This window comes from Clostridium sp. CF012 (assembly GCF_018861755.1).
In the GTDB taxonomy this organism is placed as follows: domain Bacteria; phylum Bacillota; class Clostridia; order Clostridiales; family Clostridiaceae; genus Clostridium_AD.
In genome coordinates, this window is sequence record NZ_JAHLEF010000047.1 from 18,520 (window position 1) to 30,693 (window position 12,174).

Consider the following 12,174-nt stretch of genomic DNA (forward strand, 5'->3'; position numbering starts at 1 on the left):
AGAAGTGTATACTAAAAAAATAATATAATTTATCATTTTTAAAATAAATGTTAAAAATAATTTAAATATGTTATAATGTCATGTATATAAAAAAATAAAAATAATTTAATATTTAAGATATAGTGAGGATGATACAAATATGGATAAATTGGTAATTAATGGTGGAAAACCTATGCTTGGTCAGGTAGAAATAAGTGGTGCTAAAAATGCGGCAGTAGCAATTTTACCAGTAGCTATAATTGCAAGTAAGGGCACGTGTATCATTGAAAATATTCCTGATATAGAAGATGTAAATTGTATTGAAAGAATATTAGAGGGTTTAGGTTGTAAAATTAAAAGAAAAAAAGATTCAGTTACTATAGATAGTACAAATATAATCAGCATAGATGCTAATTCAGAAGATGTAAGAGCGATGAGAGCTTCCTATTACTTGATTGGTGCACTTTTAGCTAGGTTTAAAAAGGCTAAAGTAGACCTTCCAGGGGGCTGTCCTATAGGGGTTAGACCTATAGATCAACATATAAAAGGGTTTGAAGCACTTGGAGCAACTGTGACTATTGAGAATGGTGCTGTAAATGTTCAGGCTGATAGACTAATTGGAACCAGTATTTATTTTGATGTTGTAAGTGTAGGCGCAACAATAAATGTAATGGCGGCTGCTACACTTGCAGAAGGTACAACTATTTTAGAAAATTCTGCAAAAGAACCTCATGTAGTTGACGTAGCTAACTTTTTAAACTCTATGGGAGCTAATATTAAAGGTGCAGGTACAGATGTTATAAGAATCATAGGTGTAAAAGAATTAACAGGATGTACCTATAGTGTAATTCCAGATCAAATTGAGGCAGGTACCTTTATGATAGCGGCCGCTGCTTGTGGTGGTGAAGTAACTGTAAATAATGTTATTCCAAAACATCTTGAATCAATTTCTGCAAAGCTCATGGAAATGGGAGCAGAGGTACATGAAGGTGGAGATAGTGTTACGGTTAAAGCCAAAGGAAGACTCAAGGCTGTAAATATTAAGACACTACCTTATCCAGGATTTCCAACGGATGTTCAACAACCAATGAATACATTGCTTTGTATTTCTGAGGGAAGAAGCATAATAAATGAAAGCATCTGGGAATCTAGATTTAAACATGTGGATGAATTAATAAAAATGGGCGCGACCATAAAAGTCGAAGGAAGTATTGCTACAGTGGATGGTGTAGATAAACTTACAGGAGCAGTGGTGACGGCATCAGATTTAAGAGCGGGAGCAGCACTAGTTATAGCAGGACTTGTAGCAGAGGGCACTACTGAAATTTTAGGTATAGAGCATATTGATAGAGGGTACCCAAATATTGAAGAAAAATTCAGGAGTATAGGGGCAGATATAAGTAGGGTAAAGGTATAACAATATAAAATTAAAGGAGATAATTATGATTTTTTGCCCATTGTATAGTGGAAGTAGCGGAAATAGCGTATTTGTAGCGTCAGAAAATACAAAGATTTTAGTGGATGTTGGCATGCCAGGAAAAAGCATTGAAAGTGCTCTTAAACATATAAGTCAAAACCCTAGCGAAATTGATGGCATTTTCATTACTCATGAACATTCGGACCACATAAAAGGTGCTGGAATTATTTCTAGAAGATATGACATACCAATATATGCTAATGAAAATACTTGGAAAGCTATGGAGACTAAAATAGGTAATATAAAAGAACATAATATAAAAATTATTAATAATAATTCTCAAGATATAAAAGATATGCATATAGTGAATTTCAATATATCGCATGATGCTGTAGATCCTATAGGATACGCTTTTTACAGTGGAAACAAGAAGGCATGTATAGCTACAGATTTAGGATACTTTTCTGAAGCAGTAAAGACTATAATAAAAGATGCAGATGTAATTCTACTGGAAAGTAATCATGATGTTGAAATGGTAAAATTTGGTCCTTATCCATATCCATTAAAGAGAAGAATATTAAGTGATGTGGGCCATTTATCTAATGATGCATGTGGACAAGCGATAGTAGAAATAATGAATGATAAACAAAAGCGTATTATTCTAGGCCATTTGAGTAAAACAAATAATTTTCCAGACTTAGCCTATCAAACAGTGGTTAATGTACTTAAAGATAATTATATAGAAATAGGTAAGGACATTTTTTTAGATTTAGCTAGAAGGGACATGCCAAGTGATGTAATTGATTTTTAAAGGAGAGGTCAAATATGAAAAAGGTAGTAAAAGTATTATTATGTTCATTGCTAGTTAGTTCAACGGTAGCATTTTTTGGGTGCGAAAAAAAAGATAATAAAAGTGTGACGAATACGGAAAAACTTGAAAATCTAAAACTCCCCCTAGAAAAAGATGGCTTTATCCGATTTGGTATTTATTTTGATGGTACTAAAGATGATTCTAATGTACAAGTAGTTAAGGATGAGAGAATTATCAATAAAGAAGAGCTTATTGGTGAAGCTATTATGCAAGAACTTATAAAAGGACCTACTGTAAAAAGTGAGTTAAAACCAATATTATCTAAAGAAACCAGATTATTGAGTTTTTCTATTAAAGACAGTATTGCTTATGTTAATTTGAGCAAAGAAGCTAAAATAAAGATGTCAGTTGCAAAAGAAAAAAGTTGCCTTGAAGGTATAGCTGCATCATTAACTCAATTGTCATCTATAGAGAAAATAAAAATTACATTGGAAAATAAAGATATTGATACTATAGGTGGAAACTTTGATATATCCAAGCCCTTTAATAAAGTTGAAATAGTACCAATAAAAAAATAGAAGCTAACTGTTAAAAATTCATATAATTTAAGAGATTTAAACATAAATGTTGAAAATTAATGAAATCTTTATTATAATGATGGAATATAACAAAATATATTATGATTCGAAGGAGAATAGAACATGAGTTTATATAAAGAATGGACAGATATGGTGGTTGATTATGTTAAACGTAGAGGAGAACCTGCGTTTTGGCAAGAATACGGAGAGGTTGAAAAACGTATTTATACTAAATTATTATCAAACCATAAAGATGAAGTTAAAGGTACATTAGGAGAGCTTGCTAAGCACTTTGATGTGTCTAACATATACTTTATGGGCTTTACTGATGGGATAAATGATAGTCTTTTAGAATCAATAGAACTAGAAAAAACTGAGGCGGGCACTGAAGTAGATTTTAAAATAGACTATGAAAAACTTTATTTTAATATGCTAGACGCAAAAGCAGACTATCTATATGAGCTTCCACAATGGGAAGGGATTTTCTCAAAAGAAAAGAGAAAAGAAATTCAAAGAGCTTATAAAGATTCCAAAACAGTAGTTAATGCTGATAAAGTTGGAAGAAATGATTCATGCACTTGCGGAAGTGGGAAAAAATATAAAAAATGTTGCGGAAAATAATTTCTATTATAATTATAACTATTCAATTACTATTTGAATAGTTGAATAGTTATAAATAAAGCCTTGCACCTTTGTGTGAGGTTTTTTTGTTTTTTGTCATTATAGATAAATTTTAATGATTCAGTAAGAAGAAAATATACATAAAAAGGATATTGACCAATGTGGTCAATAGTGATACAATATTATTATACGGATCATAATGGCTCATAAATAAATGCTAAATTAAGAAAGAGGATGAAAAATATGTTTTCAAAGTTTTTAAACTTAAAGCCAGAAAAACAGGAGAGAATATTGCAGGCATCCATTGTGGAATTTGCAGATAAAGGTTTTGAGAAAGCATCCACAAATGAGATTGTAAAAGAAGCGGGAATATCAAAGGGGATTTTATTTCATTACTTCCAAAACAAGAAAAAGCTTTTTTTGTTTGTGTTTGATCATTCTGTAGAAGTTTGTATGGATGAGTTTTTTGATAAAGTTGATTTGGAGGAGAAAGATTTTTTTGAAAAATTACGTCAAATATCATTATTTAAACTGGAGCTTGTGCACAAATATCCTGGGATTTTTAAATTTTTTGAATTAGCCATAGGTGAGGAAAGTACTGAGGTAAAAAACGAAATAGAAGAGAGAAAGAAAAGGCTTGCTGAGAGTAACTATAGCAAAGTATTTAATAATATTGATAAGTCAAAATTCAGTGATGGAGTTGATGTAAATAGGGCTATCAATATTATAATGTGGACACTTGAGGGATTTGGCACAAGTGAACTAGAAAAGGCAAAGGTATCTGAATCTAAAAGGATGGACTATGAAAAAGTTTTTCATGAGATGGATATTTATATAGATATATTCAAAAATTGTTTTTATAAATAATTTTAAGGCTAAGGCAATTGAAAAAAAATTTTTAAATGAACACAAAAAATTACATGGGGGGTTAAAAAATGAATGTTATTGAAATCAAAAAACTGACTAAAAATTATGGCAAGGCAAGGGGAATTACAGATGTGAGTTTTAATGTTGAAAAGGGAGAAATTTTCGGATTTATTGGACCTAATGGTGCAGGAAAATCAACAACAATAAGAACACTATTATCTCTAATTTATCCGACGTCTGGTAGTGCTACAATTTTTGGTAAGGACTGCGTTAAATTTGGCCCTGAGATAAAGAAGGAAATAGGGTATCTACCATCAGAGGTCTTTTATTATGACAATATGAAGGTTAGTGAACTTCTAAAGTATTCCGCTAGTTTTTACAAGAAAGATTGCAGTAAGAGAATTACAGAACTAGCTGAGATAATGGATCTTGACCTTAATAAGAAAATTGATGATTTATCTTATGGTAACAAAAAGAAGGTTGGAATCGTCCAAGGACTACTTCACTCACCTAAACTCATTATACTCGATGAACCTACAAGTGGACTTGATCCGCTTATGCAGCAGAAATTCTTTGATTTACTTGAACAAGAGAATAAAAAGGGTGCAACAATTTTACTTTCATCTCATATTTTAAGCGAGGTTCAAAGATTATGTAATCGTGTTGCGATTATTAAAGAGGGGAAAATCATAAAGGTTGAAAAGATTAGTACGCTTCAAGAGAGTAACCATAAAAAATTCAAAATACAAGTTAAATCAAAAATAGAGGATAATTATTTTAAAATAAGTGGTGTCAGCGCTTTAGATATAAAGGGTAACACGATAAGCTTTTTATTTAGAGGTAATATTAATTTTATAATGAAGAAAATTTCTGAAATAGATATAACAAATCTTTGGATTGAAGAGCCAGACCTTGAAGAGATATTTATGCATTATTACACAAAGGCGGACTAAAAGCTATGAATATGTTTCTACATGAATTAAAGGCTTATAGAAAATCCACTATTATATGGACCTTCTCTTTAGTTGCGCTTGTTGTATTTTTCTTGTCAATGTATCCTACTTTTTCAAAGGACGTTGAATCGTTTAAAAAAGTAATGGAAGGATTTCCAGAGCCAGTAAGAAAAGCATTGGGAATCTCTGTAGATAGCATGTCCTCTATCTTAGGCTTTTACTCCTATACATTTTTATATTTAACACTTTGTGGTGCAATTCAAGCTATGAATCTAGGTACAGCAATTGTATCAAAGGAAGTCCGGGAGAAAACAGCAGATTTTCTTTTAACGAAACCAGTTACTCGCAGCAAGGTTATGACATCAAAGCTTTTAGCTGCATTAACCTGTCTAATAATTACCAATGCAATTTACCTAGTGGTTGCTAGTCTTATGGCATCCATTGTAAAAACAAGTGATTATAGTTACAAAATATTCTTTTTACTTTCTATTACACTATTTTTCGTCCAGCTTATATTTCTATCACTTGGAGTTATAGTTTCTGTTGTTGCTTCCAAGATAAAATCTGTACTACCTATTTCCCTTGGCACGGTATTCACATTTTTTATTATTGGTATGTTTTCATCTAGTACTGGGGACGATGCTATACGATATATTACGCCCTTTAAGTATTTCGACACAAACTATATTATGAAAAATTCTAGTTACGAGGTTTCATTTATTGTAATAGAAATAGTGTTTGTTATTGTAGCAATTTCAGCCAGTTATTTTGTATATTCTAAAAAGGATGTCCATGCAGTTTAATTATTATTAATAGTTAATGATTATTTAGGAATATAAGGGGGTTAGTTCATGAATATATTTATTATAGAGATGAGGGCTCATAGAAAAAGCCTTATTATATGGGCTTTTGGCATACTATTTATGGTTGCAGCTGGTATGGGTAAATTTGTTGCGTTATCATCCTCGGGTCAATCTATGAATGATTTATTGGCTCAAATGCCCAAATCTATGCTAGCTATGATTGGCATAGGCACTTTAGACTTGTCAAAGGCCAGTGGTTATTATGGAGTTCTGTTTTTATACCTAGTGCTTATGGCAACAATTCATGCTGCTATGCTGGGAGCTGACATAATTTCAAAGGAAGAAAGAGATAAGACCGCAGAGTTTCTACTTGCAAAACCTATTTCAAGAAATAAAGTCATAACATCAAAATTATTGGCTGCCACAATGAATATTTTGATATTTAATATTATAACTTTGGTTTCTTCAATAGTTATAGTGGGAAAATACAGCAAAGGGGAAGCAGTAAGTGCAGATATAGTAATATTAATGATTGGGATGCTTATTATGCAGCTTATATTTATGCTTATTGGCACAGCCGTAGCTGCTGTAAGCAAAAACCCGAAGACTGCTACATCTATATCTACAGCAGTTCTGTTAATTACGTTTATATTATCTGTAGCAATAGACATAAACAGTAAGCTTGAAAATCTCAAATATCTTACGCCATTTAAATATTATGAAGCTAAAAACTTAATGTCTGGCGGTGGACTTCAATGGAGCTATCTAATATTATCAATTATAATTATTTCAGTAATGTTGTGCATTACATATACTTTTTATGAAAAAAGGGATTTGAGTATATAGTAGTGATAAAAAAATGTGTATAACATGGGGCTTTGCTCCATGTTATTTGTTTTAAGTTTATAAATGATATATTATAGGTATGATAATTACAATGTAATTTAAACAAAGGAGACTTACAATGAACATTACTATTATTTGCGTAGGAAAAATAAAAGAGAAATATTTAAAAAGTGCTATAGATGAATATACAAAAAGACTATCTCGATACTGCAAACTGAGCATAGTTGAATTAAGTGATGAGAAAACTCCAGATAATGCCTCGGAAAAAGAAGAGATTATAATAAAAGAAAAAGAAGGAGAGGCAATTTTAAAAAGCATAAAGGATAATATGTTCGTAATTGCTCTAGAGCTAAAGGGAAATATGTTATCTTCAGAGGAGCTGTCAAGCTACATAATGGACTTAGGCGTAAGGGGCGAGAGTAATATAGCTTTTGTCATTGGGGGTTCACTGGGGTTATCTAAGGCTGTTTTAGAAAGAACCAATTATAAATTATGTTTTTCGAAGATGACTTTTCCACATCAATTATTTAGAGTGATGTTGCTAGAACAGATTTATAGAGGGTTTAGGATAATAAGTGGGGAACCGTACCACAAATAACGTAGACCTTTTGAGGAAATTGTATTATTTAGAATACTTGATTATGTTTGGAAAACAAGCGAATGGGTTATGACCTTCCGAGAGTTCCAATCTCTTTTTCACCGCCAATAAAAAAAGGTTTCAGCGCTTTTGCTGAAATCTTTTTTATGAGGAAAAATAAACAATAAGCAGCTGTTATTTACTGACACGGTTTCGTCCTTTTTTCTTAGCTCTGTACAGGGCTTTGTCGGATCCTTTCATTACATCGCTAGAGTTTTTGTATTTACTGCTTTTCTCACATACTCCGATGCTTATATTAACAAATAACTGGATTGAATTCCCGCGTTTTGATTTTGAACTTTGAGCTTTTGAGGGTTTTCTGGTGTAGCCTGATTTGGATACTTGCTCACGTAAGGTTTCCAAATGTGGTATTACGTCATTTATAGCTTTACCTGGAAACAGTATTGTAAATTCTTCCCCCCCATAACGAAAGGCTTTCCCACCGCCTGTGACTTGCATTAAATTAGAAGCTACCAATTTTAAAACATCATCCCCAACATCATGTCCATATGTATCATTGAATTTTTTAAAAAAATCAATATCTACCATTGCAATAACATATTTATTTCCTAGTTTCATCAAGTCCTCCCTAAGGGCGCGGCGGGAAGGGATTCCCGTAAGCTCATCAAGATAGGCCATTGAGTAGGAGTCCTCAATGATGCTGATAATTAACATTAAACCGGCGGCACTTAGATATATAGAAAAAGATATCTTATCATTAATGAAAAAGAGGGCTGTGAAAACAGAAATAATAACACCAACTAATCGTACTTCAAAGACACTATTTTTGACATAGGCTTTTATTATAAAAAATATCAGCGTTAAAAGGAATATTAGCAAAGCTATTTGATGCATAATAGTTTTCTCTAAAGGGAGATTTATGAATTTATAATTCAAAATATTTTGTATTGACGGATCATTAGACACAGCGATTTTATATATAACAAACAGCTCAATTAGTATAAAGGAGATACGTATTTTTCCCCATAAGGAGAATATGCCTCTTTCCTTTAAGTACGAGAAAGTAACGATGTTAAGAGGTATAAGCATGCACATCACGGGATAAAGGACCTGAGAATAAGATGTGATGTTTATTGACAATCCTGGATAATAGTTTAAAAACAATTCAAATAAGGTAAGCAGCAAAATTATGAGGAAAACCCTCCCTTGATTAAATCTAATGCTTAGGATGATGCCTAACACAAATATAATATATGAAGAATTCTTAATAACAAGGATAACAGGAGGTGCGAATGAAGGAATTTTTTCAATCAAAAAATAACATCCCAAAAGAATAAAAATATAAGTAATATGTGACAAGATCGTTTTAAAAGTAATTTTCACGTAAGTTCAACCTCCATTAATTATGCACATATATTATACTATATGTAGTTTAAGAAGCTAATTTGTCGATAAAGACTATATAATATATTTCGGTTATCCGAATAGAATCTTTAATTTTGAAAATTATAGGAGCGGTGATATTACTAGAATTTTTTGATAGTTCAACTGTAAATTCTAATGAGGATACTAAAGGGTTAAAGCAAATATATCTAGTAATTATAAATATAAAGTTAATTGTGACAAAAAATAACGCATTAGTAGTGCAAAAAATGATAATTTCACTATTAAATTATGTAGTAATTATGGTAGTAATAATATTGAGAATTATGATGCTAATAAAATAAAATTCATATTTGTAATAAGATATAAAAAAAGTCAACGCTATACTAGTTATGGTGAACAGTACCATAAATAACGGAGACTTCTTTTAAACTATTGATCTTTAGAGTTTGAATTCTTTTTAAAGATATTGGAAATTGTTTAGCAATACAATTTCCAATATCTCGTTAAAATTAATAAATTTACAATAATAGTAATATTTGCATTGAAAATATGATAAAATGATTAAAATGAATTTGATTTTTAAGGAGAGAGGCAAATGTTCAGACCAATTTAACACAGAATGAAGTTACAAGATATTTCAAAATTAACCTTTTAAAAAGGTTTTTTTGTTGTGCAACTTTGGAGGTGTGTTAAAAGTGAATAAAAAGGCCAATGTTTATTTAATGTATATTATTGTATTCCTACAGGGGTTTGTTTTTTATGGACCGATTGCTACATTATATAGGCAAAGTAAAAACTTATCTTTGTCTAATATGTTTTTAATAGAATCTATATCATGGATTTTAATGATTATTTTTGAAATTCCATGGGGATGGTTTGCAGATAAATTTGGGTATAAAAAAACGCTTATTATTTCAAATTTTATATTTTTCATATCAAAAATAATTTTTTATAAGGCAAATTCCTTTGGAATGTTTTTTTTAGAACGAGTGTTATTATCAGTATCCTTAGCCGGAATTTCAGGGTGTGACATTGCGCTACTATATTCATCGGTAAAGCAAGATGAGAGCGAAAAAGTATTTGGTAGATATAATGCATTTTCAACTGGTGGTTATTTAATTGCCTCAATTATGTTTTCAATACTAGTAAAAAAATCCATGGATAATACTGCATTTTGGACTATTATACCTTATGCAGGGGCGGCAGTATTAACACTGTTTCTAAAAGAGGTTAATGTGAAGCAGGAAAAAAAGCCTAAGTTTAAACAAAGTTTACTAACAGCGTTTAAAAACAAAAGTATTATAATATTGGTAATTTCCTTTGCATTAATAAATGAAGTAGTTCAAGTAGTAGGTGTATTTTTAAATCAATCACAATATGTACGCTCGGGAATAAATATTAAATATTTTGGAATATTGGCGGTTGTTATACAATTAGTTAGATTAAGCTCAATTAAAGCCTATAAATTAAGTAATAAGCTAGGCAAAAACAGAAGCATTCAAGTTTTATATAGTATTATTATTATATGTTGTATAACACTTGTATTTACATCTAATGCTACACTAACTATACTTTCAATAATTTTTATCTGTGGCAGCGCAGCTATAATTTCTCCTATAGTTTTAGATATTGAGAATAAAAGCATAAGTACTATTGATAGGGCGACTCTTTTATCAGTATTTGCTATGTTTGGTGATTTAACTGGAGCAGGAGTTAATGTGATTATTGGTAAGACAGCGGATATTTCTACTTCATCAGCATTTATAGCTTGTGTGGGTATGTGTGTTTGTGCTTATATATTATTGTTTGTCTATAAGAAAAAAAGTGTCAAAGAAAATCCAAGGGTTTACCATGGCTAGGTATGAACTTATTTTAATAATACTGCTGGAGGTAATGTATGATTATTGAAAAGAAAAGTATAGAAGGTAAAAGTCTAACATGGATACTCCGTTGTCCAACAAGATATGATGCAATTGAATTATCAAAATTAAGGGTTAAAATTGATGGAGAAACAGAAAATCTTGATAGGGAATCTGGTGAAGGGTTATTAACGCCAGAAGATTTTGAAAAACTTATTTATGAAGATTCAATAAAAGAAAAAACTATATTTTTAGTTTCAGAGGTAGAAGGTAAAATTGTTGGATTTACCCGCTTAGAAGGAAGTAAATTAAGTAGATTTAGACATAAAGCAGAGTTTGGAATATGTATATCAAAGGAATACTGGGGCCTGGGAATTGGTAAAGTACTACTAGAAAATATTTTGATATGGGCAGATACTGTGGAGATTGAAAAGATTTCATTAACTGTGGTACAAACAAATACAAAAGCAATTCAATTATATATAAGATATGGATTTGTAGAAGAAGGGTTATTAATAAGGGACCGTATTCATAAAGATGGAAGCTATTATAATACAGTTATCATGGGAAGGGCATAATATGACGTTAAATATTTATTCCAATTGAGGAGGTATAAAAGATGGCTACAGAAAAACTAGATTATAAGAAAGAGTATAAGGAGTTATATTTACCAAAGCAAAAGCCAAATGTGGTAGATGTACCTGCTATGAAATTTATTATGGTAAATGGAAGTGGTAATCCAAATGATTCCGGTGGAGAATATCAAAAGGCGGTAGAACTTTTATATGGATTGTCTTATACAATAAAAATGAGTAAAAAAAATGACTGCGAGCCGAAAGATTATTTTGACTATGTAGTTCCACCACTAGAGGGATTATGGTGGATTGAAGAAAAAACCATGGACTTTACGCAAAAGAGCAAATTTTCTTGGACTTCAATGATTAGGCAACCAGAATTTGTGACTAAAGAAGTATTTCAATGGGCATGCGAAGAACTTAAAAGAAAAAAAACGCTAATTGATACTTCAAAGGCATATCTTGAAAATTTTAGTGAGGGATTATGTGTTCAAATGATGCACATTGGACCATTCGATGATGAACCAAAAACAATTAAACTCATTGAAAATTATATAAGTGAGAATAACTTAAAAAATGCAATTTCATCTGTTGAAATTAATGGACGGATACGTAGACACCATGAGATTTATTTATCAGACCCAAGAAAAACAGCTCCTGAAAAGCTTAAAACTGTTTTAAGGCATCCTGTTGTTAGGCTGGATTAAACGCATTAGGGTATACGAGTAGATTTGGTTACACAAATCTACTCGTATCATTTTTTGCCATTTAGGGAATGTAGCTAGATTTGTGTAAACAAATCTAGCTACATTATTTTTTTTGTATTAACTAATGGTATTTGTGGAAATAATATCTAATAATTAAGTGAGGAGGAATAGTTA

The 12,174-nt window shown here is 31.1% G+C and carries 15 protein-coding genes; 14 read left to right on the forward strand and 1 reads right to left on the reverse strand.

The window, feature by feature from the left end; all coding sequences use genetic code 11:
• Positions 1-139: 139 nt before the first annotated feature.
• The 9 genes from KPL50_RS24135 (at position 140) to rlmH (ending at position 7,473) form a co-directional block, all read left to right on the forward strand.
• Positions 140-1,396: a UDP-N-acetylglucosamine 1-carboxyvinyltransferase gene (locus KPL50_RS24135; protein WP_216301049.1), complete on the forward strand. Its 1,257-nt coding sequence runs from the start codon at positions 140-142 to the stop codon at positions 1,394-1,396.
• Between the two features lie 25 nt (positions 1,397-1,421).
• On the forward strand, positions 1,422-2,207 hold the full coding sequence (locus tag KPL50_RS24140) for an MBL fold metallo-hydrolase (RefSeq protein ID WP_216301050.1): 786 nt from the start codon (positions 1,422-1,424) through the stop codon (positions 2,205-2,207).
• Positions 2,208-2,221: 14 nt separating this feature from the next.
• Entirely contained in the window at positions 2,222-2,785 is a 564-nt protein-coding gene (locus KPL50_RS24145) for a GerMN domain-containing protein (protein ID WP_216301051.1), read from the forward strand.
• A 123-nt stretch (positions 2,786-2,908) separates the two neighbouring features.
• On the forward strand, positions 2,909-3,406 hold the full coding sequence (locus KPL50_RS24150) for an SEC-C metal-binding domain-containing protein (RefSeq protein ID WP_216301052.1): 498 nt from the start codon (positions 2,909-2,911) through the stop codon (positions 3,404-3,406).
• Between the two features lie 243 nt (positions 3,407-3,649).
• Positions 3,650-4,273 (forward strand): TetR/AcrR family transcriptional regulator, encoded by a 624-nt coding sequence (locus KPL50_RS24155; protein WP_216301053.1) that lies wholly within the window; start codon positions 3,650-3,652, stop codon positions 4,271-4,273.
• A gap of 68 nt (positions 4,274-4,341) precedes the next feature.
• Positions 4,342-5,226 carry an ABC transporter ATP-binding protein gene (locus tag KPL50_RS24160; protein WP_216301054.1) on the forward strand — a complete coding sequence of 295 codons (885 nt, stop codon included), beginning with the start codon at positions 4,342-4,344 and terminating at the stop codon, positions 5,224-5,226.
• Positions 5,227-5,231: 5 nt separating this feature from the next.
• The gene (locus KPL50_RS24165) at positions 5,232-6,029 is read left to right on the forward strand and encodes an ABC transporter permease subunit (RefSeq protein WP_216301055.1); all 798 of its coding nucleotides are present in this window, start codon (positions 5,232-5,234) and stop codon (positions 6,027-6,029) included.
• Positions 6,030-6,077: 48 nt separating this feature from the next.
• Positions 6,078-6,875, forward strand: a complete 798-nt coding sequence (locus KPL50_RS24170) for an ABC transporter permease subunit (protein WP_216301056.1) — start codon at positions 6,078-6,080, stop codon at positions 6,873-6,875.
• 118 nt (positions 6,876-6,993) lie between these two features.
• Positions 6,994-7,473 (forward strand): 23S rRNA (pseudouridine(1915)-N(3))-methyltransferase RlmH, encoded by a 480-nt coding sequence (gene rlmH / locus KPL50_RS24175; RefSeq protein ID WP_216301057.1) that lies wholly within the window; start codon positions 6,994-6,996, stop codon positions 7,471-7,473.
• Between the two features lie 174 nt (positions 7,474-7,647).
• Here the strand turns inward: rlmH and KPL50_RS27265 are convergent, their stop codons facing one another.
• On the reverse strand, positions 7,648-8,187 hold the full coding sequence (locus KPL50_RS27265) for a GGDEF domain-containing protein (RefSeq protein ID WP_309245216.1): 540 nt from the start codon (positions 8,185-8,187) through the stop codon (positions 7,648-7,650).
• Here KPL50_RS27265 and KPL50_RS27270 point away from each other — a divergent pair.
• The 5 genes from KPL50_RS27270 to KPL50_RS24200 all read left to right on the forward strand — a co-directional run bounded on the left by KPL50_RS27270 (position 8,168) and on the right by KPL50_RS24200 (position 12,000).
• Complete coding sequence (locus KPL50_RS27270; protein ID WP_253200795.1) at positions 8,168-8,308, forward strand: hypothetical protein; 141 nt, start codon at positions 8,168-8,170, stop codon at positions 8,306-8,308. The two genes, KPL50_RS27265 and KPL50_RS27270, sit on opposite strands and share 20 nt — an antisense overlap.
• A gap of 664 nt (positions 8,309-8,972) precedes the next feature.
• Complete coding sequence (locus KPL50_RS24185) at positions 8,973-9,200, forward strand: hypothetical protein (RefSeq protein ID WP_216301059.1); 228 nt, start codon at positions 8,973-8,975, stop codon at positions 9,198-9,200.
• A gap of 354 nt (positions 9,201-9,554) precedes the next feature.
• A complete protein-coding gene (locus tag KPL50_RS24190; RefSeq protein WP_216301060.1) occupies positions 9,555-10,718 on the forward strand; it encodes an MFS transporter in 1,164 nt (387 codons plus the stop codon).
• Between the two features lie 38 nt (positions 10,719-10,756).
• Entirely contained in the window at positions 10,757-11,296 is a 540-nt protein-coding gene (locus KPL50_RS24195; protein WP_216301061.1) for a GNAT family N-acetyltransferase, read from the forward strand.
• A 41-nt stretch (positions 11,297-11,337) separates the two neighbouring features.
• Positions 11,338-12,000, forward strand: coding sequence for a GyrI-like domain-containing protein (locus KPL50_RS24200; protein ID WP_216301062.1), 663 nt, complete (start codon positions 11,338-11,340; stop codon positions 11,998-12,000).
• Positions 12,001-12,174: the final 174 nt, after the last annotated feature.

Bases quoted from the DNA above. Each gene is read 5' to 3' on its own strand.
- KPL50_RS24135 (WP_216301049.1), top strand. From the start codon at position 140: ATGGATAAATTGGTAATTAATGGTGGAAAACCTATGCTTGGTCAGGTA.
- KPL50_RS24140 (WP_216301050.1), top strand. From the start codon at position 1,422: ATGATTTTTTGCCCATTGTATAGTGGAAGTAGCGGAAATAGCGTATTT.
- KPL50_RS24145 (WP_216301051.1), top strand. From the start codon at position 2,222: ATGAAAAAGGTAGTAAAAGTATTATTATGTTCATTGCTAGTTAGTTCA.
- KPL50_RS24150 (WP_216301052.1), top strand. From the start codon at position 2,909: ATGAGTTTATATAAAGAATGGACAGATATGGTGGTTGATTATGTTAAA.
- KPL50_RS24155 (WP_216301053.1), top strand. From the start codon at position 3,650: ATGTTTTCAAAGTTTTTAAACTTAAAGCCAGAAAAACAGGAGAGAATA.
- KPL50_RS24160 (WP_216301054.1), top strand. From the start codon at position 4,342: ATGAATGTTATTGAAATCAAAAAACTGACTAAAAATTATGGCAAGGCA.
- KPL50_RS24165 (WP_216301055.1), top strand. From the start codon at position 5,232: ATGAATATGTTTCTACATGAATTAAAGGCTTATAGAAAATCCACTATT.
- KPL50_RS24170 (WP_216301056.1), top strand. From the start codon at position 6,078: ATGAATATATTTATTATAGAGATGAGGGCTCATAGAAAAAGCCTTATT.
- rlmH (WP_216301057.1), top strand. From the start codon at position 6,994: ATGAACATTACTATTATTTGCGTAGGAAAAATAAAAGAGAAATATTTA.
- KPL50_RS27270 (WP_253200795.1), top strand. From the start codon at position 8,168: ATGATGCTGATAATTAACATTAAACCGGCGGCACTTAGATATATAGAA.
- KPL50_RS27265 (WP_309245216.1), bottom strand. From the start codon at position 8,187: ATGTTAATTATCAGCATCATTGAGGACTCCTACTCAATGGCCTATCTT.
- KPL50_RS24195 (WP_216301061.1), top strand. From the start codon at position 10,757: ATGATTATTGAAAAGAAAAGTATAGAAGGTAAAAGTCTAACATGGATA.
- KPL50_RS24200 (WP_216301062.1), top strand. From the start codon at position 11,338: ATGGCTACAGAAAAACTAGATTATAAGAAAGAGTATAAGGAGTTATAT.